General features: G+C 69.9%; 30 protein-coding genes and 3 tRNA genes. 13 read left to right on the top strand and 20 right to left on the bottom strand.

Annotation, left to right across the window (positions count from 1 at the left end; translation table 11 throughout):
- Nucleotides 1-57: 57 nt before the first annotated feature.
- The 4 genes from AB0M59_RS32485 to AB0M59_RS32470 all read right to left on the bottom strand — a co-directional run bounded on the left by AB0M59_RS32485 (nucleotide 58) and on the right by AB0M59_RS32470 (nucleotide 3,296).
- Complete coding sequence (locus AB0M59_RS32485) at nucleotides 58-663, bottom strand: class I SAM-dependent methyltransferase (protein WP_364622877.1); 606 nt, start codon at nucleotides 661-663, stop codon at nucleotides 58-60.
- On the bottom strand, nucleotides 660-1,508 hold the full coding sequence (locus tag AB0M59_RS32480; protein ID WP_364622874.1) for an SAM-dependent methyltransferase: 849 nt from the start codon (nucleotides 1,506-1,508) through the stop codon (nucleotides 660-662). Before AB0M59_RS32480 ends, AB0M59_RS32485 begins: the two co-directional genes overlap by 4 nt.
- Nucleotides 1,505-2,332 (bottom strand): SAM-dependent methyltransferase, encoded by an 828-nt coding sequence (locus tag AB0M59_RS32475; protein ID WP_364622871.1) that lies wholly within the window; start codon nucleotides 2,330-2,332, stop codon nucleotides 1,505-1,507. Before AB0M59_RS32475 ends, AB0M59_RS32480 begins: the two co-directional genes overlap by 4 nt.
- Nucleotides 2,333-2,432: 100 nt before the next feature.
- Complete coding sequence (locus AB0M59_RS32470; protein WP_285482102.1) at nucleotides 2,433-3,296, bottom strand: helix-turn-helix transcriptional regulator; 864 nt, start codon at nucleotides 3,294-3,296, stop codon at nucleotides 2,433-2,435.
- A gap of 235 nt (nucleotides 3,297-3,531) precedes the next feature.
- On the opposite strand from AB0M59_RS32470, the gene AB0M59_RS32465 reads away from it, so the two are divergent.
- The gene (locus tag AB0M59_RS32465; RefSeq protein WP_364622868.1) at nucleotides 3,532-4,452 is read left to right on the top strand and encodes an MBL fold metallo-hydrolase; all 921 of its coding nucleotides are present in this window, start codon (nucleotides 3,532-3,534) and stop codon (nucleotides 4,450-4,452) included.
- A gap of 85 nt (nucleotides 4,453-4,537) precedes the next feature.
- Nucleotides 4,538-5,977, top strand: a complete 1,440-nt coding sequence (gene gndA, locus AB0M59_RS32460) for an NADP-dependent phosphogluconate dehydrogenase (RefSeq protein ID WP_364622865.1) — start codon at nucleotides 4,538-4,540, stop codon at nucleotides 5,975-5,977.
- A gap of 95 nt (nucleotides 5,978-6,072) precedes the next feature.
- On the opposite strand, the gene AB0M59_RS32455 is transcribed toward gndA, so the two are convergent.
- Genes AB0M59_RS32455 through AB0M59_RS32435 form a run of 5 tightly spaced genes read right to left on the bottom strand, consistent with a single transcriptional unit; the run spans nucleotide 6,073 to nucleotide 10,346 of the window.
- A complete protein-coding gene (locus tag AB0M59_RS32455; protein ID WP_364622863.1) occupies nucleotides 6,073-6,810 on the bottom strand; it encodes a Clp protease N-terminal domain-containing protein in 738 nt (245 codons plus the stop codon).
- Between the two features lie 32 nt (nucleotides 6,811-6,842).
- Entirely contained in the window at nucleotides 6,843-8,072 is a 1,230-nt protein-coding gene (locus tag AB0M59_RS32450; RefSeq protein WP_364622861.1) for an FAD-dependent oxidoreductase, read from the bottom strand.
- Nucleotides 8,073-8,096: 24 nt separating this feature from the next.
- Entirely contained in the window at nucleotides 8,097-8,888 is a 792-nt protein-coding gene (locus AB0M59_RS32445; protein WP_364622858.1) for an IclR family transcriptional regulator, read from the bottom strand.
- A 1-nt stretch (nucleotide 8,889) separates the two neighbouring features.
- Nucleotides 8,890-9,207 carry an NIPSNAP family protein gene (locus AB0M59_RS32440; protein WP_364622855.1) on the bottom strand — a complete coding sequence of 106 codons (318 nt, stop codon included), beginning with the start codon at nucleotides 9,205-9,207 and terminating at the stop codon, nucleotides 8,890-8,892.
- Complete coding sequence (locus tag AB0M59_RS32435; RefSeq protein WP_364622852.1) at nucleotides 9,207-10,346, bottom strand: 5-methyltetrahydropteroyltriglutamate--homocysteine S-methyltransferase; 1,140 nt, start codon at nucleotides 10,344-10,346, stop codon at nucleotides 9,207-9,209. Before AB0M59_RS32435 ends, AB0M59_RS32440 begins: the two co-directional genes overlap by 1 nt.
- Before the next feature lie 118 nt (nucleotides 10,347-10,464).
- Here AB0M59_RS32435 and AB0M59_RS32430 point away from each other — a divergent pair, with 118 nt between their 5' ends.
- Nucleotides 10,465-11,796, top strand: coding sequence for a nucleobase:cation symporter-2 family protein (locus tag AB0M59_RS32430; protein ID WP_364622849.1), 1,332 nt, complete (start codon nucleotides 10,465-10,467; stop codon nucleotides 11,794-11,796).
- On the opposite strand, the gene AB0M59_RS32425 is transcribed toward AB0M59_RS32430, so the two are convergent.
- Nucleotides 11,747-12,322, bottom strand: a complete 576-nt coding sequence (locus AB0M59_RS32425; protein ID WP_364622846.1) for a TetR/AcrR family transcriptional regulator — start codon at nucleotides 12,320-12,322, stop codon at nucleotides 11,747-11,749. The genes AB0M59_RS32430 and AB0M59_RS32425 overlap by 50 nt on opposite strands.
- Before the next feature lie 87 nt (nucleotides 12,323-12,409).
- Here AB0M59_RS32425 and AB0M59_RS32420 point away from each other — a divergent pair, with 87 nt between their 5' ends.
- Entirely contained in the window at nucleotides 12,410-12,856 is a 447-nt protein-coding gene (locus AB0M59_RS32420) for a pyridoxamine 5'-phosphate oxidase family protein (protein WP_364622843.1), read from the top strand.
- Here the strand turns inward: AB0M59_RS32420 and AB0M59_RS32415 are convergent, their stop codons facing one another.
- Nucleotides 12,857-13,360, bottom strand: a complete 504-nt coding sequence (locus AB0M59_RS32415; protein ID WP_364622840.1) for a hypothetical protein — start codon at nucleotides 13,358-13,360, stop codon at nucleotides 12,857-12,859.
- Between the two features lie 170 nt (nucleotides 13,361-13,530).
- On the opposite strand from AB0M59_RS32415, the gene AB0M59_RS32410 reads away from it, so the two are divergent.
- Together AB0M59_RS32410 and AB0M59_RS32405 are read left to right on the top strand one after the other, a co-directional pair.
- Complete coding sequence (locus AB0M59_RS32410) at nucleotides 13,531-14,280, top strand: rhomboid-like protein (RefSeq protein WP_364622837.1); 750 nt, start codon at nucleotides 13,531-13,533, stop codon at nucleotides 14,278-14,280.
- A gap of 40 nt (nucleotides 14,281-14,320) precedes the next feature.
- Entirely contained in the window at nucleotides 14,321-16,633 is a 2,313-nt protein-coding gene (locus tag AB0M59_RS32405) for an EAL domain-containing protein (RefSeq protein ID WP_364622835.1), read from the top strand.
- Nucleotides 16,634-16,662: 29 nt separating this feature from the next.
- Here the strand turns inward: AB0M59_RS32405 and AB0M59_RS32400 are convergent, their stop codons facing one another.
- The 7 genes from AB0M59_RS32400 to AB0M59_RS32370 all read right to left on the bottom strand — a co-directional run bounded on the left by AB0M59_RS32400 (nucleotide 16,663) and on the right by AB0M59_RS32370 (nucleotide 19,368).
- Nucleotides 16,663-16,989, bottom strand: coding sequence for a YciI family protein (locus AB0M59_RS32400; protein ID WP_364622832.1), 327 nt, complete (start codon nucleotides 16,987-16,989; stop codon nucleotides 16,663-16,665).
- 131 nt (nucleotides 16,990-17,120) lie between these two features.
- Nucleotides 17,121-17,696, bottom strand: a complete 576-nt coding sequence (locus AB0M59_RS32395) for a class I SAM-dependent methyltransferase (protein WP_364622829.1) — start codon at nucleotides 17,694-17,696, stop codon at nucleotides 17,121-17,123.
- A gap of 70 nt (nucleotides 17,697-17,766) precedes the next feature.
- Nucleotides 17,767-17,840: transfer RNA gene (locus AB0M59_RS32390), tRNA-Phe, on the bottom strand.
- Nucleotides 17,841-17,871: 31 nt separating this feature from the next.
- Nucleotides 17,872-17,945, bottom strand: a tRNA-Asp gene (locus tag AB0M59_RS32385).
- 38 nt (nucleotides 17,946-17,983) lie between these two features.
- Nucleotides 17,984-18,056 (bottom strand) — tRNA-Glu (locus tag AB0M59_RS32380).
- Nucleotides 18,057-18,155: 99 nt separating this feature from the next.
- A complete protein-coding gene (locus AB0M59_RS32375) occupies nucleotides 18,156-18,944 on the bottom strand; it encodes a hypothetical protein (protein WP_364622826.1) in 789 nt (262 codons plus the stop codon).
- Between the two features lie 169 nt (nucleotides 18,945-19,113).
- On the bottom strand, nucleotides 19,114-19,368 hold the full coding sequence (locus AB0M59_RS32370; protein WP_364622823.1) for a hypothetical protein: 255 nt from the start codon (nucleotides 19,366-19,368) through the stop codon (nucleotides 19,114-19,116).
- A gap of 636 nt (nucleotides 19,369-20,004) precedes the next feature.
- On the opposite strand from AB0M59_RS32370, the gene AB0M59_RS32365 reads away from it, so the two are divergent.
- On the top strand, nucleotides 20,005-20,457 hold the full coding sequence (locus tag AB0M59_RS32365; protein WP_364622820.1) for a hypothetical protein: 453 nt from the start codon (nucleotides 20,005-20,007) through the stop codon (nucleotides 20,455-20,457).
- 94 nt (nucleotides 20,458-20,551) lie between these two features.
- Here the strand turns inward: AB0M59_RS32365 and AB0M59_RS32360 are convergent, their stop codons facing one another.
- The gene (locus tag AB0M59_RS32360) at nucleotides 20,552-20,755 is read right to left on the bottom strand and encodes a cold-shock protein (protein ID WP_003097368.1); all 204 of its coding nucleotides are present in this window, start codon (nucleotides 20,753-20,755) and stop codon (nucleotides 20,552-20,554) included.
- 427 nt (nucleotides 20,756-21,182) lie between these two features.
- On the opposite strand from AB0M59_RS32360, the gene AB0M59_RS32355 reads away from it, so the two are divergent.
- The 5 genes from AB0M59_RS32355 to AB0M59_RS32335 all read left to right on the top strand — a co-directional run bounded on the left by AB0M59_RS32355 (nucleotide 21,183) and on the right by AB0M59_RS32335 (nucleotide 24,219).
- A complete protein-coding gene (locus AB0M59_RS32355; RefSeq protein WP_364622817.1) occupies nucleotides 21,183-22,424 on the top strand; it encodes an Ig-like domain-containing protein in 1,242 nt (413 codons plus the stop codon).
- 199 nt (nucleotides 22,425-22,623) lie between these two features.
- Nucleotides 22,624-22,917 carry a hypothetical protein gene (locus tag AB0M59_RS32350; protein WP_364622814.1) on the top strand — a complete coding sequence of 98 codons (294 nt, stop codon included), beginning with the start codon at nucleotides 22,624-22,626 and terminating at the stop codon, nucleotides 22,915-22,917.
- A gap of 4 nt (nucleotides 22,918-22,921) precedes the next feature.
- Entirely contained in the window at nucleotides 22,922-23,476 is a 555-nt protein-coding gene (locus AB0M59_RS32345) for a SigE family RNA polymerase sigma factor (RefSeq protein ID WP_364622811.1), read from the top strand.
- 5 nt (nucleotides 23,477-23,481) lie between these two features.
- Nucleotides 23,482-23,943 (top strand): hypothetical protein, encoded by a 462-nt coding sequence (locus AB0M59_RS32340; RefSeq protein WP_364622808.1) that lies wholly within the window; start codon nucleotides 23,482-23,484, stop codon nucleotides 23,941-23,943.
- A 21-nt stretch (nucleotides 23,944-23,964) separates the two neighbouring features.
- Nucleotides 23,965-24,219 (top strand): hypothetical protein, encoded by a 255-nt coding sequence (locus AB0M59_RS32335; RefSeq protein ID WP_364622805.1) that lies wholly within the window; start codon nucleotides 23,965-23,967, stop codon nucleotides 24,217-24,219.
- A gap of 64 nt (nucleotides 24,220-24,283) precedes the next feature.
- On the opposite strand, the gene AB0M59_RS32330 is transcribed toward AB0M59_RS32335, so the two are convergent.
- On the bottom strand, nucleotides 24,284-25,654 hold the full coding sequence (locus AB0M59_RS32330) for an MFS transporter (RefSeq protein WP_364622803.1): 1,371 nt from the start codon (nucleotides 25,652-25,654) through the stop codon (nucleotides 24,284-24,286).
- Between the two features lie 201 nt (nucleotides 25,655-25,855).
- Here AB0M59_RS32330 and AB0M59_RS32325 point away from each other — a divergent pair, with 201 nt between their 5' ends.
- Nucleotides 25,856-26,452: a PaaI family thioesterase gene (locus AB0M59_RS32325; RefSeq protein ID WP_364622800.1), complete on the top strand. Its 597-nt coding sequence runs from the start codon at nucleotides 25,856-25,858 to the stop codon at nucleotides 26,450-26,452.

The following is a 26,452-nucleotide window of genomic DNA, read 5'->3' as shown; positions in this document are numbered from 1 at the left end:
CCCACCACGAAAAGAGCCCCGGTTCCCTGATGGGACCGGGGCTCTCGCTGTTCGTGGCTACGGTTTCCGCAGCAGCAGCCGTCCTTGGCGGAACGGACGTTCGCCGTCCACGGGCTCGCGGAACATCCGTCCCACCTCGACGAGACCCGCCGCGGCCGCCAGCGCCATCAGTTCGTCCAGGGGCCACCGGTACGCCGTCGTCACCTTGTGGTCGAACTCCGACACCGGGCCGTCGCCGGACTCGAAGAACCCCAACAGAACGTGACCGCCCGGCGCCAACGTCCGGGTGAATTCGGCGAAGTACCCCGGCACCTCCGCCGGCGGCGTGTGGATCATCGAGTACCACGACAGGATCCCCGCGAGCGACTCGTCAGGCAGGTCCAGCGCCGCCATGGAACCCACCTCGAACCGCAACGACGGCTCGGCCGCCCGCGCCAGCGAAACCATCGCGGGCGACACGTCGACGCCGAACGCGTCGAGTCCCAGCCCCGACAGATGAGCCGTCAGGTGGCCGGGTCCGCACCCGAGGTCGGCGACCGGGCCGCGGCCGCGCGCGAAATCCGCGAACGCGGCCCACGCGGCCCGGTCCAGCGGGTCGCCGTCCCAGATGTCGCGGACGAACTCCGCGTACCGGTCGGCGACCGCGTCGTAAGCCGCTGTCACGGTTTGCGGCCGAGGCCGCAGATGTGGCCGCTGAACGCCGGGTCGTTCGCGAGCTTCTTCGTCGCCCGGGACTCGATCTCCTCCGGGTGCCACTCCGGCAGGTAGACGATGCCCGGCTCCACGAGCTCCAAGCCGTCGAAGAACGACGTGAACTCCGCCTTGCTGCGCAGGTACAGCGGGGTGCTGGACCTGTTGTACTGCTCCACGATCGACGCCCGGCTGTCGGAGTCGGCCAGCGCGTCGAGGCCTTCGGTGGTCAGGTGCGAGGACAGGAAGTACGAGCCCGACGGCAGCAGCGACAGGTACTTCTGGATGGTCTGGGCCACCGGCTCGTCCTTGCCGAGGAAGTACAGGACACCGACGATGATCAGGCCGATCGGCCGGTTCGGGTCGAGGACGCCGGTGTCGAGCGCGCGCTTCCAGATGTCGGCCGGGTCGCGCAGGTCGCCCTGCAGCACCGCGTGCCGGTCCGCGACGCCCTCCTTCTCCAGCAGGACCTGGGAGTGCGCCACCGCGACGGGCTCGTTGTCGACGTACACGCACCGCGCGTTCGGGTTCACCTCGCCCGCGACCTCGTGGACGTTCCCGACCGTCGGCACGCCCGACCCGAGGTCGAGGAACTGGTCGATGCCGTTGCGCGCCAGGTACCGGACGCCGCGGCCGAGGAAGTCGCGGCCGACGCGGGCGACCGTCTTGATCATCGGGAACGTCTTGACCGCCTGCTCGCCGAACTGGCGGTCGATGGCCCAGTTGGCGTCGCCGCCGAGGAACCAGTCGTAGATCCGGGCCGCGTTCGGCCGGTCGAGGTCGACGCCTTCGGGGGCCTCGGGGTCCTGCGTCGTCATTTCCGTCCTCCAGGCTTGCGGCCGACACCGCCGACCACGCTCGCGAGGGGGACCGGGGCGGCGCCGGGCTCGGGGCGCCACTCTCCCACAGGCACGATGCCGGGGTCGACGACGTCGAAGTTACCGAAGAACGCGGCGATCTCGTCGAGCGACCGGGAAACCGCGGGCGAGCTCGACCGCTCGGACAGCTTCACGAGCCGCCGGATCTGCGCCAGCTCGTCGCCCTCGACGCCGGACTCGGTCGCGTGCGAGAGGACGTACGCCGACCCCGGCGCCAGCAGCGTCCGGTAGTCGCGGATGGCTTCGCGCACGCCGGTGACGTCCGGCAGGAAGTGCAGCACGGCCACGCTGAGCAGGCAGATCGGCCGCTCGGGGTCGAGCACCCCGGTGGCCAGCGCGGCCTCCCAGACCTCCACGGCGTCCCGCAGGTCGGCGTGCAGCACGGCGTGCCGCTCCGGATCGCCCTCTTCGTCGAGCAGGATCCGCCCGTGCGCGACGGCCACCGGCTCGTTGTCGACGTAGACGCAGCGGCTGTCGTCGGCGCACTCGTCGGCCACCTCGTGGACGTTGCCGGCGGTCGGGATGCCGGACCCGAGGTCGAGGAACTGCGTGATGCCCAGGGCGACGCAGTAGCGGACCGCCCGGCCGAGGAAGTCGCGGTTGCCGCGCGCCAGGGCCTTCGCCAGCGGAAACGCTTTCACGGCCAGCTCGCCGTACTGCCGGTCGATCGCCCAGTTCGCGGTGCCGCCGAGCGCCCAGTCGTAGATCCTCGCCACGTTCGGCCGGTCGAGGTCGACGGCGTCGGGGAGGAAGTCGGGGTCCACGATGTCCCCTTCGGGCGGCACAGCCGGTGGATTAGCGCACAACAGAGCCACTCTACCGACAGTTGTTCACCGCTCGGGACCCTTCGCGCGGCCGTTCGCCCTATTGGAGCTGCTGCATCTGGCCGCGGTAACCCTCCGCGAGCTCCTTGAGGAACTGCCGGGTCTCCTGCCGCTCCAGCGCCGCTCCACGCAGCCTGTCCCACGAGTCGACGAAGATGTTGAAGTCCTTGACGTCGTCGAGGTACAGCCCGCCGGCGGAGTGCTCGATGTAGACGAAGTCCCGGGTGCGGTCCGGGAAGCGCATGATCGTGAAGTCGTTGGGCACCGCGGCCAGCCGGGCCCCGAACGGCAGCACGTGGACGTAGACCCGCGGGTGGCGTTCGAGCGAGAGCAGGTGCTCGACCTGGTCCAGCATCACCGCGGGCGCGTACCCACCGGGTGCCCGGCGCAGCGCGCCCTCGCTGATGATGAACCGGTAGTACGGCGGCTGCTGCTGCTCGAACACGGCCTTGCGGTCGAGCCGGTTGCGCACCAGGGACGTCACGTCCGTCGCGCCGAACTCGGTGAACTGCTTGAGCATGTAGTGCTCGGACTGCAACGGCCCCGGGATGCGCTCGCCGTGCCAGGTGAGGATCTCCGCGGCCGCGGGCTCCAGGTCGGTGAACGTGCGGAACCAGTGGGGCACCACGGAGCGGTAGCCCGACCAGTGGCCGCGCTGCCCGGCGGCGGCCCGCGCCAGGTTCATCAGCGTGTCGGCCTCTTCGCCGTTGATCCCGAACGCGTTCAGCATCGATCGCACATCCCCGAGCTTCACCCCGACGGCACCGGACTCGATCTTGTTGACCTTGCCCTGGGTGCAGCCGAGGACCTCGGCGACCTGCTGCTGTGTCATCCGCGCCGCGGTGCGGGCATGCCGGAGCTCGTTTCCGAGCTGCTTCCGGCGCGAGGTGACGGTGCTGGCCATCGCCCTGCTCTCCCGGACCACTACCAAGCGACGACGGCCATCGGCCGCCGTCGCGCGCGAACTATCGAACCCACCCAGGCTAGTGCTTGACCTTGCGGATCTCGATGATGACATCGCGCAGCGTTCCAGGAAACGCCGCAGAATGCCAGTCACCTGCGCTATCACTCTCCTGGACCAGCGAAATTCCGAATTATTCCGCCAACCGGCGGAGCCCGGCCTCGGGCATAGTGAGCCGGTGACCGATCGCTCGCCCGCCGCCGCCACCGTCACCCGCCTGACCGACCGGGTCCACGGCTACGTCCAGCCGGACGGCTCCTGGTACATCAACAACTGCGGGTTCGTCGACGCCGGCGACCACACCGTGCTGATCGACACGTGCTCGACCGAGCGCCGCACGCGCGCGCTGCTCGAGACCGTCGAAGCCGCCACGGGCAGCCCGGTGACGACCCTGGTGAACACCCACCACCACGGCGACCACACCAACGGCAACTACCTGGTCGGGGCCGCGACGATCATCGGGCACCGCAAGACGCGCGAGCTGATGGTCGCCGAGGGCATCCAGACGTTCGAGGGCATCTTCGTCGGCAGCGACTGGGGCGAGCTGCGGTCGCGGCCGCCGGAGGTCGTGTTCGACGACCGGCTGACCGTGCACGCCGGCGACGTCACCCTCGAGCTGATCCACCCCGGCCACGCGGCCCACACCACCAACGACGTCCTGGTCTGGCTGCCGGAGCAGCGCGTGCTCTACGCCGGTGACCTGGTGTTCAACGGCGGCAGCCCGTTCGCGCTGATGGGCTCGGTGGCCGGCTGGCGCGCCGGGCTCGACGTGATCCGCGAACTCGAGCCGGAGGTGATCCTGCCCGGCCATGGCGGCCCTTGCGACCTCTCGGTGGTCGAGAGCGTCGACCGCTACCTGAAGTTCGTCCAGGAGACGGCCGAGCGCGGGAAGGCTCTTGGGCTCTCGCCGCTGGAGGCCGCGAAGGAGACGGACCTCGGCGAGTTCGCCGCGCTGAGCGAGCAGGAGCGGCTGCCCGGCAACCTGCATCGCGCGTACGCCGAGCTGGACGGCGCCGAGTGGGGTGCGCAGATCGACCTGGTCGCGGCGGTGACGGACATGGTCGCGATCAACCGCGGCCCGATCCGCTGCTTCTCCTGAACTAGGTGAGCTGCTCCTCCGTGCCCTTCCTTGAGGCCTCGATCGGACTACTGTCTGAATCGAGAGAGTCTTCGAGAGGATGCGGATGAGCAAGAAGGCGAGCATCGGGGTCACCGGCCTGGCGGTCATGGGCCGCAACCTGGCGCGCAACCTCGCGCGGCACGGCCACACGGTGGCCCTGCACAACCGGTCCGAGGAGCGGACCCGCGCGCTGGTGGAGCAGTTCGGCGACGAGGGCGACTTCATCCCGGCGTACTCGGCGCAGGAGTTCGTCAACGCGCTGGAGCGGCCGCGGCAGGTCGTGATCATGGTCAAGGCGGGCGGCCCGACCGACGCCGTCATCGACGAGTTCGCGCCGCTGCTCGAAGAGGGCGACGTCATCATCGACGCCGGCAACGCGCACTTCGCCGACACGCGCCGCCGTGAGAAGGCGCTGCGCGAGCGCGGGCTGCACTTCGTCGGCAGCGGCGTCTCCGGCGGCGAGGAAGGCGCGCTGCACGGGCCGAGCATCATGCCCGGCGGCTCGAAGGAGTCGTACGAGTCCCTCGGCCCGCTGTTCGAGGACATCTCGGCGAAGGTCGACGGCGAGCCGTGCTGCACGCACATCGGCGCGGACGGCGCCGGCCACTTCGTCAAGATGGTGCACAACGGCATCGAGTACGCCGACATGCAGCTGATCGCGGAGTCGTTCGACCTGCTGCGCGGCGCGGGCGGCTACTCCCCCGCCGAGATCGCCGACGTCTTCCGGACCTGGAACACCGGGCGGCTCGACTCGTACCTGATCGAAATCACGGCCGAAGTGCTGGCGCACGTCGACAAGGCGTCCGGCAAGCCGTTCGTCGACGTCGTCGCGGACGCCGCCGAGCAGAAGGGCACCGGCCGCTGGACCGTGCAGATCGGTCTCGACCTGGGCGTCCCGATCTCGGGCATCGCCGAAGCCGTCTTCGCGCGTTCGCTGTCCGGCTCGACTTCGCTGCGCGCGGCGGCCCGCGGGCTCGGCGGTCCTTCGCGGTCGCCGCTGACGGGTTCTTCGCTGGAGCGCTTCGCGGACGACGTCGAGCAGGCGCTGTACGCGTCGAAGGTCGTCGCGTACGCGCAGGGCTTCAACCAGATCCAGGCCGGCGCGACCGAGTACGGCTGGGACATCGACCTCGGCAAGGTCGCCTCGATCTGGCGCGGCGGCTGCATCATCCGCGCGAAGTTCCTCAACGACATCACCTCGGCGTACGCCGAGGAGCCGGGCCTGCCGACGTTGCTGACGTCGGGCGGCTTCCGCAAGGCGGTCGAGGACGCGCAGGACTCGTGGCGCTCGGTGATCTCGACGGCGGTCCAGCTGGGCATCCCGACGCCGGGCTTCTCGACGGCGCTGGCGTACTACGACGGCCTCCGCGCGGACCGGCTGCCGGCGGCGCTGGTCCAAGGTCAGCGTGACTTCTTCGGGGCGCACACGTACCGCCGCGTTGACCGCGACGGCTCGTTCCACACGTCCTGGGCTGCCGACGGCCGCCCGGAAGCCTCCGCCTGAGCCGGTGCTGCTCTGATCGGGAAAACCCCTGGTTCATCCCGATCAGAGCAGCGTCACCAGGAGCAACGCGAGGAGCGCGGCAGCCAAGAGCGGTCTCACTGGCCGCGGGCGGCGAGGATCTCCGCCAGCACCTCCTGGATCTTCGCCTCGGCCTTGTCCTTCTTGACGCCGAGGCCGTCGAGCACCTCGAACCCGGTTCCTTCGCGCTGTTCCAGCAGCGCCAGGAGCATGTGCTCGGTGCCGATGTAGTTGTGCCCGAGCCGCAGTCCCTCCCGCATGGTCAGCTCGAGCGCCTTCTTGGCGGCTCCGGAGAAGGGCACCACGCTGGGGGCCGGGTCCACCGCCTCGGGCAGCCGCGCTTCGGCGGCTTCGCGAACGGCGTCGAGCTGCACGCCCTGGGCGAGGATCGCCCCGGCGGCGAGCGCGGCGGGTTCGGTGAGCAGGCCCAGCACGATGTGCACGGTGTCGATCTCCGGGCTGGCGTGGTCGACGGCCGCCTTCTGCGCCTCGACCACGACGTGCCGCGCCCGGTCGGTGTAGCGGCCGTAGACGCGTTCGATCGATCCGGACGGGTCCCCGCCCGGGTCCACCTTGGTCACGAACCGCTTCTGGGCGGCCTGCTTGGTGACGCCCATGCTCTTGCCGATCTCGGTCCACGACGCCCCGGAGCGCCGGGCCTGGTCGACGAAGTGGCCGATGAGGTGGTCGGCCACTTCGCCGAGGTGCTCGCCCACGTAGACGGCGTCGGACAGCTGGGCGAGGGCGTCCTTGTCGTTGTTGCTCTTGATCGCGCTGATGAGGTCGTCGAGTTTGACGTTGGCAGGAAGGTCCATGCCGTCAACTGTAGGTTGACGCAGGCGCATCGTCAACCGCGAGTTGACGCAGACTTCAGATGCTCCTTCAGGTTGAACTCGCTCACTTCCAAATCCGCGTACCGCGGGTGCGGGTCCGCGGTGAACAGGCGCCTCGCGGCGATGTGGTCCGCCGGCCGGTTCACCGACTCGACCGCGATGAGGACGTCGTCGCGGAAGGACAGCACCGAGAACTTGCCCGCCGCCTGGTCACCGGCGACCACCGTCCGGTCGGCGCCCGACAGGATCCCGGCGATCTGCAGCTTCGCGCCGGACTGGTCGGTCCAGAACCACGGCAGGCTCGCGTACGGCTCGGGCGCGCCGGTGATCGCCGCGGCCACGCACCGGGCCTGGTCGACGGCGTTCTGCACGGACTCAAGCCGGGTCGCGGCGCCGGCCTGCACGCACGGGAAGTTCGCGCAGTCGCCGATCGCGAAGATCTTTTCGTCGGCGGTCCGCAGGTGTGCGTCGACGACCACGCCGTTGTCCACCGAAAGCCCGGCCCCCGCGGCGAGTGTCGTCTCCGGCACGACGCCGACGGCGACGACGACCAGGTCGGCGGGCAGCCGGCGGCCGTCGGACAGCTCGACCTCGCGCACCCGCGTGTCCCCGTGCAGCGCCGAGACGCCCTGGCCGAGCAGCACGGTGTGCCCGGCTTCGCGGTGCAGCGCGGCGAAGTAGGCGGAGATCTCCGGCGTCGCGACGCGGTTGAGGAGCCGGTCCTGGGCCTCGACGATCGTCACCGGGCGGCCGGCGTGCGAGGCGAACTCCAGCCCGATGAACCCCCCGCCGACCACGACGACGTTTCCGGCCGCGGTGAGCGAAGCACGCAGCCGGTCGGCGTCGTCGCGGGTGCGCAGCATCAACACACCCGGCAGGTCCGCGCCGGGCACGGGCAGCGTCCGGTTGCGCGAGCCGGTGGCCAGGACGAGGTGGTCGTACGCCAGTTCGGTGCCGTCTTCGAGACGGACCAGCGAAGCCTCGCGATCGAGCGAAGCGACCCGGCCGGCGACCAGTTCGATGTCCTTGTCGACGAAGAAGTCCTCACCGCGCAGGTGCAGCTGCTCCAGTCCGGCGGTCCCGGCCAGGTAGGCCTTCGACAGCGGCGGCCGCTGGTACGGCACCCCCGGCTCGTCCCCGACCAGCACGACCCGGCCGGCGAAGCCGCGATCCCGCAGCGACGCCACGGCCTGGAACCCGCTCTGACCCGCCCCGACGACGACCACTGTGTTCTTCGCACCCATGCCCGCCATCCGATCACAAGAGGCTTAAGCCGTCGAGGAACCGCCAGGCGACCGCAGCGCCCGCGGTGCCCCCAGCACCCGCGAGATGCCCCGCGCCGCGGCCCGGACCGCCGGGACGAGCGTCCGCGGGTCCGTCCCTTCGGCCGGGACGACCACCGAAATCGCCGCCACCACCTCGTCCGTCGAGTCGTGGACCGGGGCCGCCACCGACAGGGAGACGAGCTCGATCTGGCCGTCGCTGATCGCGTAGCCCTCGCGGCGGACGTCGGCCAGCACGCGCCGCAGCTGCCCGGCGGAGCCGATCGTCTTCGGCGTGAACGTCTTGAGCGGGCCGTCGAGGACTTCCTCCTGGACCTCGGCCGGCGCGTGCGCGAGCAGGACCTGGCCGACGCCGGTCGCGTGCGCGGGCAGCCGGCCGCCGACGCGCGTCAGGACGTTGACCGCGCCGCGGCCCGAGATGCGCTCGACGTAGACGACCTCCGGCCCGTCGAGCACCGCGAGCTGCACGTTCTGGTGCGTGGCCTCGTAAAGGTCCTCCAGGAACGGCATCGCGCTCTCCCGCAGCTCCGCGCCGTGCGGAGCGAGCGAAGCGACTTCCCACAACCACAGCCCGACGCGGTAGACGCCCGCTTCGTCGCGCATGAGCGCGCCGCGCCGGGTCAGCTCGCCGGCCAGCCGGTGCGTGGTCGACAGCGGCAGCCCGACGCGGCGGCTGAGCTCGGACAGCGTCAGCCGCGGCCGCTCGGCCGTGAAGGCGCCCAGTAGATCCAGGACGCGATCCACGACCGAAGGCGGCCGCCGCGCGCTGTGCCGCACGTCAGAGGTCGTCGTCCGGCAGGAGCGGGCGCATGAACGACCGCCGGTACCGCACCACGCACCCGCTCTCCTCCCGGATCTTGTCGGCCTCGATGAAGTCCGGGTCGACGCCGAACAACGTCCGGTAGCGCTCGTACGCGGCGAAGCTCTCGAAGCTGAACAACGCCCGGGCTTCGTCGCTCGCGCCCTCCGACGGCAGGAAGTAGCCGTGGTGGATCCCGCCTTCGCGCTGCACCAACCGCATCCACGCGGCGGCGAAGCGTTCGAAGTCGGCGAGCTTCGCGGGATCGATGACGTAGTCGACGACGCACGTGATCATTACCGGCCGCCCCAGACGCGGTCAGCCGTCGCCACGATCAGCTCCAGCTTCCGCAGCTGGTCGTCCGGTGTGAGGTCGTTGCCCTCCTCGGTCGAGGAGAACCCGCACTGCGGCGAAAGGCAGAGCTGGTCGACGTCGACGTAGCGCGAAGCCTCCTCGATCCGCCGCACGAGGACGTCGGGATCCTCCAGCTCCGGCCGTTTCGTCGTGACCAGGCCGAGGACGACCTTCTTGTCCTTCGGCACGAACCGCAGCGGCTCGAAGCCGCCGGAGCGTTCGTCGTCGAACTCCAGGAAGAACCCGTCGACGGCCAGCTCACCGAACAGTGCTTCCGCGACGAACTCGTAGCTCCCGGACGCGACCCACGACGACCGGAAGTTGCCGCGGCACAGGTGGGTAGTCACCCTGAGGTCCTCGGGCCGGCCGGCCAGCGCCGCGTTCATCGTCGCGATGTTGCGCACGTGCTGGGTGTCCGGGTCGCCGCCCATCCGCGCGACGAGCTCCCGCTGCGCCGGGTCGTTGAGGTACGCCAGGCTGGTGTCGTCCAGCTGCAGGTACCGGCAGCCGAGCTCGTGCACCGCGGAGACCTGCGCCGCATACGCCGCGCTCAGATCGGCGAAGAACTCCTCGAGGTCCGGGTAAACGGTCTCGCTGACCGCCGCCCGGCCGCCGCGGTAGTAGACCATGCTCGGCGACGGGATGGTCAGCTTCGGCGTCACGCCTTCGTCCACATGGGACTTCAGGAACCGGAAGTGGTCGGCGAAGATCGGCTCGTCGAGCCGCACCTTGCCGTCGACCTGCAGGCCCGGCGGGCTGAACTCGAGGTCGCCCGCCAGGTTGTGGAACTTGACGTGCAGCCGCTCGTCGCTCTTGGAGATGCCGCCGAGCGCGTAGATGAAGTCCATGTGCCACGAGGCGCGCCGGAACTCGCCGTCGGTCGCCGAGCTCAGCCCGGCCACACGCTGCATCTTGATGACGTCGCGGATCGCGTCGTCCTCGACCGCGCGGAGCTGCTCCACGCCGATCTCGCCGCTTTCACGCCGCCGTCGCGCGTCACGCAGCACCGGGGGCCGCAGGAGGCTCCCGACGTGATCGGCGCGAAACGGCGGGCCCACCTGGGAAATACCGCCCGAATTCATGCACCGATGGTCACACATCCGCGGCCGTCGCGCCGCCCCCTGAAACAAGATCATGACGCCCGGGACTTGCTACCGTCACGCGCGGAGCGTTGGCTGCGTGCCGGGAAGGGGCTTGCTCATGACGAAACCCGACGTTCACCCGGTCGATCAGGGCCTGCCCGCCGGGCGCCTGGTGCTGCTCGGCCTGCAGCACATGTCGATCATGTACGCCGGCGCGGTCGCGGTGCCGCTGATCGTCGGCAGCGCGCTCAAGCTCGACCCGGCGACGGTCGGGCTGCTGGTCAACGCCGACCTGCTCGTCGCGGGCATCGCCACGCTGATCCAGGCGGTCGGCATCGGGAAGATCCTCGGCATCCGGCTGCCGGTGGTCGCGGGCGCGACGTTCAGCGTCGTCAACCCGATGATCCTGATCGCGTCCCAGTACGGCCTGCCCGCGGTCTACGGCGCGATGATGGCATCCGGCGTTTTCGGGCTGCTCATCGCCAGACCCTTTGCGCGGCTGATCCGGTTCTTCCCGCCGCTGGTCACCGGGACGCTGCTGCTCGTCATCGGCGTCTCGCTGCTCGGCCCGGGCGCGGGGCTGATCGCGGGCAACGACCCGGAAGCCCCGGATTACGCGGCCCTCTCGCACCTCCTGCTCGCGTTCGGCGTGCTCGCGCTGCTCGTGCTGTTCACGCGGGTGCTGCGCGGGTTCGCCAACCAGATCGGGCCACTGCTCGCGCTGGCGATCGGCCTGGTGGTGGCGATCCCGATGGGGCTCGTGCACTGGGACGGCGTCGACTCGGCCGGCTGGTTCGGGCTGGCGTCACCGTTCCACTTCGGCGCGCCGACGTTCCCGGTCGCCGCGATCCTGTCGATGTGCGTGGTCATGCTCGTGACGTTCACCGAGTCGACCGCCGACATGATCGCCGTCGGCGAGATCACCGGACGCCCGCCGACCGACTCCGACCTCGCGCGCGGCCTGGCCACCGACGGCTTCTCGGCCGTGCTCGGCGGCGTGATGAACTCCTTTCCCGACACGGCGTTCGCGCAGAACGTCGGGCTGGTGCGGATGACCGGCGTGCGCAGCCGCTGGGTGGTCGCGGTGACCGGCGGGATCCTGGTGCTGATGGGCCTGGTGCCGAAGATCGGCGCGTTCATCGCGGCGATCCCGCAGCCGGTGGTCGGCGGGGTCGCGGTCGTCATGTTCGCGATGGTCGCCGCGGTCGGCGCGCAAAACCTCAAGAAGGTCGAGTTTTCGGGCAACCACAACACGTTCATCGTCGCGGTCGCGCTCGGCGTGGGTCTGCTGCCGGCGTTCGCGCCGAAGATCTTCCAGCACTTCCCGGCCTGGCTGCAGACGATCTGCGGCAGCTCGATCACGGTGGCGTCGGTGCTGGCGTTCGCGCTGAACCTGCTGTTCAACCACCTCGGCCGGCAGGCGGAGCCGGATCTGCTGGAAGCGCCGTGAGCAGCCGTCCGACGAGCCGGGCCGCGGTGCCCGGCTCGACCGGGCGCCGGAACAGCACCCGCAGGTAGAGCGGGGCCAGGACGAAGTCCAGCACCTCGTCGACCGTCGGCACGGGCTCGCCGCGCGCCGCGGCCTTGTCGAGCGCGGCCTGCAGGTCGTCCCCGCGAGCCTTGAGGTACTCGACCGGCTCCTGGTCCGGGGCCATGGTCGCGACGAGCGCGCGGAGCAGGATCTGGCCGCGGCGGTCGCGCATCGCGCGTTCGACACCCTCGGCCCAGCCGAGCAGGTCACCGTGCAGCGAGCCCGTGTCCGGGATCGGCGACGTCGCGCGCAGGCGCGTCACGGCGGCGTCCAGCAGCAGGTGGTCGCGGCTGCCCCAGCGCCGGTAGATGCTCGTCGGGTTCACGCCCGCGCGCTCGGCGATCTTCGGGATCGCGGCGTCGATCTCCCCGGCGGCGAGCAGCTCGACGACGGCGTCGTGCACCGCGTCACGCACACGGGCGCTGCGGCCGCCGGGTCGGGTCATGGCCTCAGCTTAAAGCAAACGTGCTTGCTTTTGTTGTCGAGGTACCGCTAGCTTTAAAGCAATCAAGATGGCTTTAAGGAGACGGTGATGGCCCGGAAAATGACCAAAGAAGAGCGCGAAGCGTTCCTCGCCCAGCCGCAGGTCGGCGTCCTCAGCGTGGCGGCCGAGCCCGGACGCGCGCCGCTGACCACGCCGATCTGGTACCGCTACGAGCCGGGCGGCGACATCGTCGTGATGACCTCACCCGGCCTGCGCAAGACCCGGCTGATCGAGGCGGCCGGCCGCTTCGCGCTGTGCGTCCAGCAGCAGGACGGCGTCTACAAGTACGTCTCGGTCGAGGGCCCGGTCGTGGAGTCGTGGCCGATGACGAAGGCGCAGCGGCACGAGATGGCGGCCCGCTACCTGCCCCCGGGCATCAGCGAGGCCTACACCGACGCGACCGACGACGCCCACGGGAACAACATCGCGATCGTGATGCGCCCGGAGCGCTGGAACACGTCGGACTTCAGTGACCTCGCGGAGAAGCTCGCCTGATCAGAAACAGATGACGAGCACGCAGATCGACTTGGTCGGCGTCGGCGTCGATGCGGGTGCGTGACCACGAGGCGGGGTCGTGGTCGGGGTGACCGAGCTGCCCGGTTCGCCGCTGGTCGACGTGGTGGTCGGCGTCGGGGAATCCGTGCTGCTCTCGGTGGTCGGGTCGGTGCCCGGGACCTCGGTGACGGTCTCGCGGGGCACGCCGACGCCGGGGACGACGTCGCCGCCGCCGGTGCCGCCCTCCGGCGGGGAGTCGGTGGCCTGGTCGGCGCCGCCGAGCCCGGTGGTGCGCCCGGGGAAGGGGATGACCTGGATCTGGTCGACCGGGGAGGCGTTCTCGGTGCCTTTGCCGCTGAGGCCGACCAGGACGGCGGCGGCTCCGCAGCCGATGACGACGGCGAGCATCACCGCGAGCACGCGCCAGCGCGACTGCCCCGGTCCCGAACGGTCGCCCCAGCCCTCGCGCACGAGCAGCTCGGCGACCGATACCTCGTCGTTCACCCCGACAGACCTTCCCGAGAGGCCTTTCGGCCGGTGTCGTGATCGTATTTTTACCGCACAAGACCCCCAAAAGGGTGAGTTTTCGGCAAAAATTCGTCACGTAACGTCCCGGTTGACGGTGGGTGACATTCCACAGCGGATTCACAGCTGCGGTTCGGGAGACTCCCAGCATGACGGGCGAAGCTCGAACCATGCTGCTGAAAGCCGACCGGCCGGTCCCCCGGATCGCCGTGTCGCGCCGCAGCCTGGCGACGTTCGCCAAGGTCGTCCCGAACCCGAAGTCGACGCCGTTCACCTTCGGCTACCTGGTCCTCCTGCTCGGCACGACACTGCTGCTCAAGTTCGCCGACCCGGCGTTGAGCGACCGGCTGCTCCAGCTGTCCAGCACCGACGCCCACAACCTGTGGCGGCGGCCGCTGACCTCGCTGCTGACCAGCGCGATCTGGCTGTCCGACGAAGGCTGGCTCGTTTACGTCGTGATCTTCGCGATCGCCGTCGCACCGCTGGAACGCCGGTTCGGCGCCCGCCGCGCGGCGACCGTGTTCTTCTCCGGCCACGTGCTGGCCACGCTCGTCACCGAACTGCCGGTGATGGCCCTGATCAGCGCCCACGTCCTGCCGAACTCGGCCGGGCACTGGCTCGACATCGGCGTCAGCTACGGCTTCTTCACCACCGCCGGCGCGCTCGTCTTCCTGCTGCGCGGCCGGTCCCGGCTGGTCGCGCTGGCCGCCATGGAGGCGTTCATCGCGGTGATCTGGCTCAGCGATGACCCGGCGAGCCTCGACTCGGTCGTCACGCTGCTCGGCCACGCGGTCGCCGCGCACTTCGGGCTGCTGTTCTGGGGACCGCGGCTGCGCGGCGCAGCCGCAGGCCGGACCCGGATTCCGGCGGGTAGGCAGGGGCCGGAGTCGGTGGTGTAATCGACCGAGCCACACGCCGACTGCCAGGGGGACGACGCTCATGGAGGCAGGCTCCCTCGCCGAACTGGTCGAGCTGAGTCCGGACGCGATCTGCGTCCACGAGCACGGCGTCCTGACCTATGCCAACCGCGCGGCCCTCGAGACGTTCGCCGCGCGGTCCGCGGCCGAGGTCGTCGGCCGCCGGTTCACCGACTTCGTCACCGAGGACTCGCGCGCCGCGCTGGTGGAGAAGCTCGCGCTGCTGACCGAGCCCGGTCAGGCCAGCGAGCCGGTCGAAGCCCTGATGTCCCGGCTGGACGGCAGCAAGTTCGCCGTCGAGACGGTTTCGGTGCGACTCGCCGGACGGCTCGCCTACCAGGTCGTAATGCGGGACATCACGGCGAAGAAGGCGGCCGCGGACGCCCTCCGCTATCAGGCCGCGCTGGTGTCGCACGTCAGCGACGCATTGATCGCGACCACCGGCGAAGGCGTCGTGACCAGCTGGAACCCGGCCGCCGAAGCGGTGTACGGCTGGACCGCAGCCGAAGCCGTCGGACGGCGGGCGAGCGAGCTGGTCGGCGCGCCGCTGGACCTGCGCGGCGGCGGGGTCACCGAGGCGGTGCACCGGCGGCGGGACCGCGCTCCCCTGGCGGTCCGCGTTTCGGCAGCTGAGATGAACGACGGGTACGTGCTCGTCTGCGCGGACGAAACCGCGCGGCGGCGGGCCGAGCAGAACTACCGCACGGTCGTCGCGTCCCTCGACGAAGGCGTGCTGGTGATGGGCCCGGGCGGGCTCATCGAAGCGGCGAACCCGGCGGCGTGCCGGATCCTCGGCGTCGCCGAAGCCGAGCTGATCGGCGTCCCGTGCCACACGCTGGTGCTGTTCACCGAGTCCGGGCACTGGATCCCGCCGGACGAGACGCCGTCGGTGCGGACGCGGCGGACCGGCGTCACGCACAACGGCCTGGTCGTGCGCCTGCGCCGGCCCGACGGCCGCGACGTCTGGGTGTCGCTGACCTCGCGGCTGCTCAACCCCGACGACCCGGCGGCGCTGGCCGTCGTCACGTCGTTCACCGACATCACCGAGACCCGCGCGATCAGCGCGCAGCTCGCGCACGACGCGACCCACGACCCGCTCACCCGGCTGGCCAACCGGACGCTGGTGCTCGGGCGGCTCGACGGCACCGGCCGGGGCGCGGTCACCGTGCTGTTCCTCGATCTGGACAAGTTCAAGGTCATCAACGATTCGCTCGGGCATTCGGTCGGCGACCAGGTGCTGCGGATCGTCGGCGAGCGCCTGCGCCGCTGCTCCGGCCGGGACGACCTGGTCGGGCGGCTCGGCGGCGACGAGTTCGTCGTCGTCACCGGCGAAGTCACCGAACCCGGCGAGGTCCGGGCGCTGGCCGAGCACCTGCGGGCCGCGCTGGCCGAGCCGATCGGCGTGCTCGGCCGGCAGCTGCACCTCGACGCCAGCATCGGTGTCGTGCTCGTCGGCAGCGCCGACCGCCGCAGCGCCGAGGACCTGCTGCGCGACGCGGATGTCGCGATGTACCAGGCCAAGACGCTCGGCCGGGGCCGCCACCACTTCTTCGACGTCGGCCTGCGCGAGCGGATGCAGCGGCGGCTGCGGATGGAGCAGGACCTGCGCGACGCGGTGCACGACGGCCAGCTCTGGCCCGCCTACCAGCCGGTCGTCGACCTGCGGACCGGAGAGATGGTCGCGGTCGAGGCGCTGCTGCGCTGGACGCACCCCCGCCACGGCGCGATCCCGCCCGTGGAGTTCATCCCGCTCGCCGAAGAGAGCGACCTGATCAACGTCATCGGCAAGGAGATGCTCCGCGCGACGACGCGCGAGCTGGCCGCGCGACGCCGTGACCAAGGTCTGGACCTCACGCTGAAGGTCAACCTGTCGACCCGCCAGCTCGACGACCCGCACCTGGTGCCCGCGGTGCAGGACGCGCTGGCCAACACCGGGCTGCCGGCCGGCGCGCTCTGCCTGGAGGTCACCGAAAGCGCGTTGATGCGCGACCAGGAAGCGGCCGCCGAAGTGCTGGCTTCCCTGCGGTCACTGGGTGTCCTGCTGGCGATCGACGACTTCGGCACCGGGTATTCGTCGCTCGCGCAGCTGCGCCGGCTGACGCTGGACACGCTCAAGATCGACCGCTCGTTCATCACCGGCATCGCCGAGTCCCGCGACGCGGTGGCGATCGTCACGAGCATCATCGCGATGGCCCACGCCGTCGACCTGACGGTGATCGCCGAAGGCGTCGAGACCGCGGAGCAGCTGGACCTGCTCCGCTCGCTCGACTGCGACCAGGCCCAGGGCTACCACCTCGGCCGCCCGGTCGCGGCGGCCGAGCTGTTCGGTCAGTAGCCCTTTTCGGTTCGGCGAGCCGCTCGAGGTCAGCCTTCGTGGACGATCTTCCGCACCTCGACGGCGGTGTACCGGGCATCGGGGATCATCGCGGCGAGCTCGACGGCGCGTTCTTCGGTTTCGACGTCGACGACGTAGTAGCCGCAGAGGAAAGCTTCCGACTCGACGAAGGCGCTCTTCTGGACCTGGGTCTCGCCGCCCTCGACGCGGACGGTCTTGGTTTCGGACGGCTCGGCGAGCGCCTTGGTCTCGACCATCTCACCGGTGCCGGTGATGAGCTCGATGAAGGTGCCGTGGCCTTCGTAGACGCCGTTCTTCTGGTCGTCGGTGAGGGTGGCCCAGAGGGTCGGGTTCATGTGGAGGGTAAGGAGGTATCGCACGTCGGCTCCCCGGTGTGGGCGGCGGCCCCGGGTGGGCTGCCTTTCGCCGGGTGGTCGGCGCCGGTCGTCCGGTCCGGACACGCACCGGCGCGGTTCACTCGTTCGGCCTAGTGCCGGCTGAGGAGGAGGTACCGCTCGTCGTCGATTTCCTTGCCCCACAAGGCGGGATCTTCGAGCTTGCGGACTTCCGCCTCGCGCCGGTGCGCTCCGACGAGCGTCCGGCATTCGTCCGCGGTGAGTCCGGCGCCGGTGAACCACCGTCCCTCGATGAGGATGAGCCGTCCGTGCGGATTGAGCAGCCGAACCCACTTCGCCAGGGCCGCGTCCGGATCGGGCATGGCCCAGAGGACGTGCCGCACGAGGACGACGTCGTAGGTCTCGCCGGTGGGCGGGTCGGCGGCGTCGCCGTGCCGGAAGTCGATGTCCAGGCCGCCGGCTTTCTTCCTTGCTACGTCGAGCATGCGGCTCGACAGGTCGATCCCGCAGACGTCATGGCCGGCTTCGGCGAGGAGGACGGCGAGGCTGCCGGTCCCGCACCCGAGGTCGATGACTTTCGTTTTCGCGGCCGGCATCAGCGGGAGGAGGAGCCTCGCCCAGGCCGCACGTACGTCAGGGGCCTTGAGGCCGTGGTCGGGCTCGTCGTCGAAGGTCGCCGCTTCCGCGTCCCAGGGGTTCGGGGTCACGCAGGAGATCTTGCCCGGGCCCACCGACGAAAAAACCGCCCCGAAACTTCGGGGCGGTTCTCGTGAGCGGTGGCCAGGGCCGGGGTCGAACCGGCGACCTTCCGCTTTTCAGGCGGACGCTCGTACCAACTGAGCTACCTGGCCGGGAACGCCGGCCTGGAGCCGAACGATCTTGCGACCCTGACGGGACTCGAACCCGCGACCTTCGCCGTGACAGGGCGACGCGCTAACCAACTGCGCCACAGGGCCTTGCGTGTACTACTGTCTTGCTTTCCTACTGTACTGCGTACTCCCAACGGGATTCGAACCCGCGTTGCCGCCTTGAAAGGGCGGAGTCCTAGGCCGCTGGACGATGGGAGCCCGGTCGGTTTCGGGTGACCGACCGACCGCGCTCTCAGGTCCCCCCGGGAGCGATTACAAGCATAGGGCACGCCACCACCGCTTTGCACGGGGGTTCCCTTAAGCCCCCGGCGCGGCCACGACCTGCGCAAACAGTTCGGCCAGGCAGTTTTCGAGCTCTGCCAGCTCCGGCGACGTCAGCGCCGACGCCAGCAGCTCGTCGATCCGATCGTCCGTCAAGGACTCCGCTCGCTGCCACCGCGCGTGCAGATCCGGCTTCCGCGAAGCCGCCGCCACGAGCTCGTCGGCCGCCTCCGCCGGCCACGCCGTGCGCAGCAGCCGCTCGCGGCCGCCCTCCGGGTCCGCGATCACCGCCTCCGGCACCGACAGCCCCAGCGCCCGCAGCGCCGCGAAGTGCAGGCCGCCGCGCAGCTCGCGGAACACCATCAGCGCGAACCCGAGCCGTTCGACGTCCTCAGTGGGACGCGCGGCGTTCTTCCAGCCGGCGAACAGCGCCAGCCCGCTCGCGTCCGCGGTGTCGACGACGCGGAACAGCAGCTCCGCCAGACGGCCGGGCTCCGATACGGCCGAAAGGTTGACGCGCGACCACCGCGCCGATGACTCCGCGTAGGCGCGGACGGACGCGGGTGCGTCCAAGGCCGCCGTCGCCGTCGGCAGGACGAAGTCGAACAGCCAGTGCGGGAAGATCCCGAACAGCTCCGCGGCCACCTTCGGCGGGACGTCACCGAGCACCGCCGAGCGCCCCCGCACGTACAGCGAACGCGGCGGCAACCCCACCTCCGCTTCGACCGCCGCCAGCTCCGGCGACGTCATGAACCTGCCGCCCAGCACCTGGACCACCGGGCGAATCCGGTTCGCCGGGCCAGCCTCAATTTCGATCGCCGTCATGATCGCCCCTTTCGACCCGGCAAACGTAACACTGTTACGAAACCTGCGTCAAGAAAGCCGGACGACCTCGCGAATCACTCACCGAAAATGGCGACAACCAGCATGAACATCACCGGACAGGCCCGGCGGCACCCACCCCCGCCCACCGGACCCAGCGGCCCACACCCGCTCAGCGCTGAACCGGCGCCTGCCCGCCCTCGTCCAAGTCCAGACCCAGCATCTCCAGCAGCTGCACGCAGTCCTCGACCCCCAGCGCACCGTTCGCCACCGCCAGCCGAGCCCGCCGGACCTGATCATCCGACACCCGCTGCGTATCCGCGGCCCCGCTCCGCTGCGCCGGCAACCCCCCGGCGAACGGAGCACTCCCCCCATCGGCACCTTCGTACCGAAGGAGGAACTGCCGCACTTCAACAGACCCGCTCATAGCCCCTCCATACGGCTCACAACAGCTTGGCCGCGAGGCTAGCCAGCACCAGCCGCCACACACAGCCCCCCGGAGAGTGAACCTGAGGCCACGCTCCGCTCAACGCAGAGCAATCGGCACGGAGAGAGAAGGGGACCACCCGAACGACGGTCACCTGGGCCGGAAGTGACACCGCACGCGGAAATTTCCCGCTCTCCACTCGCCCGGAGGAGGAACTCGTGCAACAATCGAAGTGCTGACACACCCCCGGTCAGCGCCTGTGGAGATCCCCTCCGACCCCCGCGTTCCTCCCCCTGGCGCGGGGGTCCTCCATTTCTTGGGCGCTCGGGCTTCGCCCTTCGCTTGCCCACTTCATTTCGGGTCATCGCCCGGGGGGCCGAGCCCCCCGGACCCCCCACGGTGCCTCTGGTGCGGCTTCCAGCCGGTGCCGGTTTTCGCTTCGGGCGCTGGGCGCCCTGGCGGCTGCCACGGCTTAGTCCGTGCCTGTTGATCGACTCGTTGGGTTAGTGGGGGGTTGCTTTGTGTTGTTGGGGGTTGGGCTGAATGGGTAACCGCTGGGCTGATCGGGGCGACCGTTTGGCGTGTCGTGGCTCACAGTGGTTTGCGGGGTGAGACCTAACCGTTATCGTGGCTGGCGTGCCTCTTCCCTCCCTTGGCCGCTTGAGCAGCCGGACGAACCTCAAAGCCGCGTCCTCCGGACGCCATCGTGGTGCCGCGAAGCCTGCGGATGATGGCGTTGTCGAGGACAAGGAACTCACCTCCTACCTTGCCGCCCTGGCCCCGGACGCCGACAACGAGAGCACCGGGACCGGTAAGCGGTTCGGTGAGGCTCAGGTCATTCAGCTTCGGATGAGCCTCATCGCCAACCAGCAGCTGAAGGACATCGCTGCCGATCGCGAGATTTCGCCCCAGGCGCTCGCTCAGGAATGGATCCTCGAGCGGCTCAACTGGGAAGGTCAGGCCTCGTCGCTGCAGGACCAGCGGCAGCAGGCCGGGGACCTCGGCGATTTCGGCGAGCTGACCGATCTCACCGATGAGTTCCACTTCCCCGCCGACGCCTTCGACGCGCCGGCTGTCGGGCGACGCTGAACCGGTCCTTCTCGTTCTCACGAGAAAGGGCCCCCGACGTGCTCGCCGGGGGCCCTTCGCTCAGGCCTTAAGACAACGCTAAAGGGCCTGTCTCTCAGATCGCGCGGACCTTCTGGGCCTGCGGGCCCTTCTGTCCCTGGCCGACCTCGAACTCCACTCGCTGGTTCTCCTCGAGGGTGCGGAAGCCGCGGCCCTCGATCTCCGAGTAGTGAACGAAAACGTCGCCTTCGCCGCCGTCCTGCGCGATGAAGCCGAAGCCCTTCTCCGCGTTGAACCACTTCACAGTGCCTTGCGCCACCGCTGTACTCCTCGTTACACAGATCCGCTTCGAATGCCACCGAAGCGGCACCCCGACCGTCCCGGGCGGTTCCAACGAGACGAGTCAAGAGCGTGTCGGCTCCATGGCTCGCGTCAGAAGTTCCGCGAGTGTGAAGCCACGAACACGCAAAACGACGGCCTGAGAGCAGACTACCGGGATCTGGCCAAAGTTGAACCCCGTGATCGAGGCGAAAACCGCCTGTCCGGGCCAAGGTCACCGGAACGTCGTAGGGCTCCCACCGCGTTCTGTCGGACCCACCGGTTAGTCTTGCGCGGCGCGGCGACACCGTGATCACCGGATACGGCTCGGAGTCACCCGTGCCCCCTCTGTGAACCAGCGTCGGCAGGCAGCTGTGACCTTCGTCACGCCACTCTTGCTCAACGTCGCAGGTCCGCGGGACGTCTCGATGAGGGGAAGCACTAAAGGGGCAAAGGGGAATGGGTTGACGGTGAGGACTTCCACGCGGCGCCGGGGCGCGGCTGTGGCACTGGGCTTGGTCGCCGTGCTCACGCTGGGGGCGTGCAGCAGTGAACCGACGGTGTCGGCGAGCGGGACGTCGGGCGGGGGCCCGACGCAGTCGCCCGCGCCCACCGCGCAGCCGGCGAAGCTGACGGTGACGCCGGCCGGCGGCGCGCAGGACGTGCCGCCCGGCGAACCGGTCGAGGTCAAGGTCGACAGCGGCACGATCGTCTCGGTCACGCTGACCAACCCGGACGGCAAGCAGGTCCAGGGCCAGACGTCGGCGGACAAGAAGAGCTGGAACACCACCGAGCAGCTCGGCTACGGCAAGACCTACACCTGGTCCGGCCAGGCGCAGGGCGCCGACGGCAAGAACGTGCCGATCGGCGGCGCTTTCACCACGGTGAAGCCGAAGCGCCAGATGTCGGCCAGCCTGAACGTGGGCGACGGGCAGACGTACGGCATCGCGATGCCGATCGCGCTGTCCTTCCCGAGCCGCGTCACCGACAAGGCTTCGGTCGAGAAGGCGCTTTCAGTGGAGACCACGCCGAAGACCGAGGGCTCGTGGGGCTGGACGGACGGCGACACCTCGGCGCACTGGCGGCCCAAGGAGTACTACAAGCCGGGCACCACGGTGAAGGTCAACGCCAAGATCTACGGCGTCAAGATCGGCGAAGGCGTGTACGGCAAGCAGGACGTGTCGGCCAGCTTCACCATCGGCCGCTCGCAGATCGTCAAGGGCAACACCACGCAGCACACGATGCAGGTCATCCGCGACGGCCAGCAGATCGCCGACTACCCGGTGAGCTACGGCCTCGACTCCGACCCGGGCCGCGTGACCCACAGCGGCGTGCACGTCGTGATGGGCAAGCAGGCCTCGTACGCGATGAGCAACCCGAAGTACCACTACGAGAACGTCGTGGTGCCGTGGGCGGTCCGGATCTCCAACAACGGCGAGTTCATCCACGGCCTGGCGGCGTCGGTCTGGGCGCAGGGCAAGAAGAACATCTCGCACGGCTGCCTGAACCTTTCACCGGCGCGGGCCAAGGAGTACTACGACGGTGTGCTCACGGGTGACCCCGTCGAGATCACCGGCAGCACGCAGACGTTGAGCGCCAAGGACGGCGACTACAGCGACTGGACGTACGACTGGGCGGGCTGGCAGAAGCTGTCGGCGCTGGCCGGCTGAGACCTTTCACGGAACACCGGGCGGCCGGGAAGTCCCTCGCGGGCTTCCCGGCCGTTCGCGTTTCGCGGGCCACCGAACTCCTCGGCGAACGTCTTGGGGATCAGCGGGAAATTCGATGCAACCCCGGTGATCACCCACCGCATGACTAAGGGCAGAGGCGCGGCGATCGACGGCCGCGCCCGCGAGAAGAGGAGCTGTCTTGCGTATCCGTATCGCCCTTTCCCTCGGCGCTCTCGTGCTCGCCGGTGGTGCCCTGACCGGTGGCATCGCGCTGGCTTCGGAGGCGCAACCGCCGGCACCGACCGCGACCACCCGGCCCACCGAGCCGCCGTCCGCGATGCCGGCCACCAGCCGGGCAACCAAGGCGCCGACCGCCGTGCCCGCGCCGCCGCGCGAGGCGACGAAGGCTCCCAGCGCGGTGCGCGTTCCCCGCGCCGTGCCCGCCGGCCCGACCGGTGACCTGCACCTGCCGGCCATCGGGGCGACCCGGTAACTCGGTGATCTCCCGCTCCCGTCCGTCGACCGGGCCGGGCTCGCCGTGGGACGGCGAGTTCGCCCGGTACTTCGGCGAGCGCGCGCACAGCCTGCGGTCCACGGCCTTCCTGCTCTGCGGCGACTGGCACCAGGCCGAGGACCTCACGCAGGCCGCGCTGCTCAAGCTGTACCTCGCCTGGCCGAGGCTGTCGCGCCACGACGCCTTGGACGCCTACGCCCGGAAGGTCGTGCTGCGCACGTTCCTCGCCGAGCACCGGCGCAGCAGGTGGAAACGGGAGCGGCTCACCGACGCACCACCGGAGCTCCCGGCGGAGAAAGCCGGGAGCGAGCAGGACATGCTGGTCCGGCAGGCGCTGGCCGTACTGGCGCCCAAGCAGCGTGCGGTGCTGGTGCTGCGGTACTTCGAGGACCTGAGCGTCGAGGAGACGGCTCAGGCGCTCGGCTGCAGCACCGGCACGGTGAAGAGCCAGGCCTCCCGGGGCCTCGCGACGCTGCGCAACCGGCTCGGCCCGCACCACGGCGCGCTGAGCTTCAGCGCCACCAACGAGGGGAGGTGACGAACATGGACCCCGAAGACGACGTCCGCGCGTTCCTGACCGGCGCGGCCGGCGGCCCGCAGCCGCCGATGCGCCTCGAAGCCACCGACCTCATCGAGCGCGGCGGCCGGGTCCGGCGACGACGCAAGCGCTGGGCCGTCGCCGGCACCTCGACGGCGACGGCGGTGATCCTCGCGGTGGCCGGTTTCCTGGCCGGTCACCGCGCCGGCCCGCCGGACCCCGTGCAACCCGCCGACCCGGGGCTGTCCACGATCGGCACCACCGCCCCCAGCACGCCGCCGCCCACCGAGGTCCCGGCGACCTCGATCGCACCGCCCGCGGCCGAGCCGGGCCGGACCCAGCCACGCGCGTCGAAGACGACGATGCCGACCCCGGCCACGGGCCGGAAGGTGGAGCGGACGTCACCACCGTCGGCGAACCCGACCGGCACGATCCCGGAAGCGCCCACGGCGACCACGACCCGCTAGACGTTTCCGCAGGTCAGCGACGTGGCGCAGATCACCGCCTCGATGTGGGTTTCCGACGAAATACCCGGGCGTCCCGTGGCGATATGCCTTGTGGTGTTCCGTTCGGACGCCGGACAACTGCTCAGCCGGACGCTCCGCCGCCGGCCCGAGAACCCGAGGAGGAAGCACATGGTGTTCGTCGCACTCGTCGTCGAAACCGGAATCGCTGTTGTAGTAGCGGGCGCGCTCGCCGCTTGGTCTCGCAAGCGCTTCACTCCTCGGAGCGAAGCCAACTGACCCTGTAGCGCACGTGTGCCCCGCCCGGTGATCCGGACGGGGCACACGTGTTTCCGGTGGCCGCTCAGCGCTGAGCGGACGCGGAGGTCAGCTTGCCGCCGCTGTCCTCGGTGTCGATCTGGTCCATCGGGACCTGCGACGTCTCCGGGATCTTGATGATGGGCAGGATCGCGATCACCGCCGCGGCCATCAGGTAGTACGCCGGCCAGTCCGGATTTCCGGTGCTCTGGATCAACGCCGTCACGATGACACCGCAGGTACCGCCGAACAGCGACGTCGAGATGTTGTAGCCGATCGCGAACGAGCCGTATCGGACGCGGGTCGGGAACATCGCCGGGAACGTCGAGCCGATCACGGCGAGCATGAGCACCAGCAGGATCGCCACGATCAGGAACCCGACGAAGAGCCACAGGATGCTGCCGGACTGCATCAGCTTCAGGGACGGCCAGCTCAGCACCAGGAACCCGATGGCCGCGGTGAGCAGCAGGGGTTTCCGGCCGATCCGGTCGGACAGCGCGCCGAGCGGGACGATGATCGCCATCTGGAGGACCTCGACCGCGATGATGATCAGCGTCGACGTGTTGTCGTTGATCTTCAGCGTTTCCGTGAAGTACGTCGGCATCGTCGTCAGCAGCAGGTAGTCCGCGACGTTCAGCAGCAGCACGATGCCGATCAGGTTGAGGATCATCCGCCAGTTGCGGGTGAAGATCTCCTTGAGCGGCGCCTTGTGCGGCTTGCCGCCCGCGGCCTCCATCCGGCGGAACTCGGGGGTGTCCTCGAGCTTGTTCCGCAGGTAGAGCCCGACCAGGCCCAGCGGCAGTGCGACGAAGAACGGGATCCGCCAGCCCCAGGCGTCGACCTGGTCGGCCGACAGGGAGAGCGTCACGGAGAGCACCACGAGGTTGCCGAGCACGTAGCCGGCCAGCGTGCCGAGCTCGAGGAAGCTGCCGAAGAACCCTCGGCGCTTCGTCGGCGAGTACTCGGCGATGAACGTCGCCGCTCCGCCGTATTCACCACCGGTGGAGAAGCCCTGGATGATCCGCAGCAGCAGGATCGCGATCGGGGCCGCGATGCCCATGCTGTAGCCGCCGGAGTACGTCGGCAGGACGCCGACCAGGAAGGTGCAGCCGGACATCAGCAGGATCGTGATGGCCAGGACCCTCTTGCGGCCGATCTTGTCGCCGAGCGGCCCGAAGAACGCCCCGCCGAACGGCCGCACGATGAACCCGACCGCGAGCAGCGCCAGTGACTTGAGCACGGCGTTGCCCTCGCCGGGGAAGAACTCCGAGCCGATGCTGACGGCGATCGCACCCGAGGTGAAGACGCCGTAGTCGTACCACTCGGTCGCGTTGCCCATCGCGGACGCCCACACGGCGCGTTTGACGGTTCTCTCGTCCGCCTGGGGTTTGCCCGTCGTTGCTGCTGGTTCGCTCATGCCGGCGACAACCTCCTCCGTGCAGTGCCCATTGGGCCGTTCGAGCTCATCCGCTCAGTCTTGCCCGGTCGGCCGGGGTCGGCAGCCTGAGCCGGAGATCTTCTACGGTGGGGAACTTTCCGGCTACTGAGAGGTATACGTTGCCTGCTTACGGCACGGGTCGGACGCGCCGGGCGGCTACCCGCGAGTTAACGTCAGCGCATGAGTCGTGTTTCTCAACCCTGGCCGCCGGTGCAGGTCGAGCCGGCCGTCCCGCACCCGAAGGCGCCGGCGCCGGGCACCGAGCTCGGCGTCCACTTCAGCGAGTGCTTCGGCTGCGGCGACGAGGCCGACGCCGGGCTGCACCTGCGCTCGACGGTCGGCGAGGGCCAGGTCATCCACTCGCGGTTCACCGTGACCGCGGCGCACCAGGGCGCCCCCGGCCTCGCCCACGGCGGCCTGCTCGCCTGCGCGTTCGACGAGGCCCTCGGGTCGACGGTCGGCAACCTGATGCGCCGCCCGGCGGTGACGGGCAAGCTCGAGACGGACTTCCGCCGTCCGGTCCCGGTCGGCTCGACGCTGTTCATCGCGGCCCGGCTGGACGGCATCGCGGGCCGCAAGATCTACGTCAGCGCCGACGGCCGCCTCGACGCGGAGGACGGCCCGATCGCGGTGAGCGCGCGGGCGCTGTTCATCGTCGTGGGCTTCGAGCACTTCAGCACCCACGGCGACTCCGAAGCGCTGGAGAAGCTGGCGGCGCAGCACGAGAAGAACCAGCAGCGCCAGCGCGAAGAGCGCGACTGGGAGATCAACCCCTGA

The organism is Amycolatopsis sp. NPDC051371, assembly GCF_040682155.1.
Taxonomy (GTDB): Bacteria; Actinomycetota; Actinomycetes; order Mycobacteriales; family Pseudonocardiaceae; genus Amycolatopsis.
The sequence above is the reverse complement of the archived record's forward strand: the minus strand, read 5'-3'. Positions and strand labels throughout refer to the sequence as shown.

Coding starts and splice junctions, on each gene's coding strand:
- AB0M59_RS32355 (WP_364622817.1), top strand. CDS start 21,183: ATGAGGGGAAGCACTAAAGGGGCAAAGGGGAATGGGTTGACGGTGAGG.
- AB0M59_RS32370 (WP_364622823.1), bottom strand. CDS start 19,368: ATGAGCGGGTCTGTTGAAGTGCGGCAGTTCCTCCTTCGGTACGAAGGT.
- AB0M59_RS32405 (WP_364622835.1), top strand. CDS start 14,321: ATGGAGGCAGGCTCCCTCGCCGAACTGGTCGAGCTGAGTCCGGACGCG.
- gndA (WP_364622865.1), top strand. CDS start 4,538: ATGAGCAAGAAGGCGAGCATCGGGGTCACCGGCCTGGCGGTCATGGGC.
- AB0M59_RS32330 (WP_364622803.1), bottom strand. CDS start 25,654: ATGAGCGAACCAGCAGCAACGACGGGCAAACCCCAGGCGGACGAGAGA.
- AB0M59_RS32430 (WP_364622849.1), top strand. CDS start 10,465: ATGACGAAACCCGACGTTCACCCGGTCGATCAGGGCCTGCCCGCCGGG.
- AB0M59_RS32410 (WP_364622837.1), top strand. CDS start 13,531: ATGACGGGCGAAGCTCGAACCATGCTGCTGAAAGCCGACCGGCCGGTC.
- AB0M59_RS32375 (WP_364622826.1), bottom strand. CDS start 18,944: ATGACGGCGATCGAAATTGAGGCTGGCCCGGCGAACCGGATTCGCCCG.
- AB0M59_RS32420 (WP_364622843.1), top strand. CDS start 12,410: ATGGCCCGGAAAATGACCAAAGAAGAGCGCGAAGCGTTCCTCGCCCAG.
- AB0M59_RS32400 (WP_364622832.1), bottom strand. CDS start 16,989: ATGAACCCGACCCTCTGGGCCACCCTCACCGACGACCAGAAGAACGGC.
- AB0M59_RS32480 (WP_364622874.1), bottom strand. CDS start 1,508: ATGACGACGCAGGACCCCGAGGCCCCCGAAGGCGTCGACCTCGACCGG.
- AB0M59_RS32440 (WP_364622855.1), bottom strand. CDS start 9,207: ATGATCACGTGCGTCGTCGACTACGTCATCGATCCCGCGAAGCTCGCC.
- AB0M59_RS32450 (WP_364622861.1), bottom strand. CDS start 8,072: ATGGGTGCGAAGAACACAGTGGTCGTCGTCGGGGCGGGTCAGAGCGGG.
- AB0M59_RS32470 (WP_285482102.1), bottom strand. CDS start 3,296: ATGGCCAGCACCGTCACCTCGCGCCGGAAGCAGCTCGGAAACGAGCTC.
- AB0M59_RS32340 (WP_364622808.1), top strand. CDS start 23,482: ATGGACCCCGAAGACGACGTCCGCGCGTTCCTGACCGGCGCGGCCGGC.
- AB0M59_RS32435 (WP_364622852.1), bottom strand. CDS start 10,346: ATGAATTCGGGCGGTATTTCCCAGGTGGGCCCGCCGTTTCGCGCCGAT.
- AB0M59_RS32455 (WP_364622863.1), bottom strand. CDS start 6,810: ATGGACCTTCCTGCCAACGTCAAACTCGACGACCTCATCAGCGCGATC.
- AB0M59_RS32425 (WP_364622846.1), bottom strand. CDS start 12,322: ATGACCCGACCCGGCGGCCGCAGCGCCCGTGTGCGTGACGCGGTGCAC.
- AB0M59_RS32325 (WP_364622800.1), top strand. CDS start 25,856: ATGAGTCGTGTTTCTCAACCCTGGCCGCCGGTGCAGGTCGAGCCGGCC.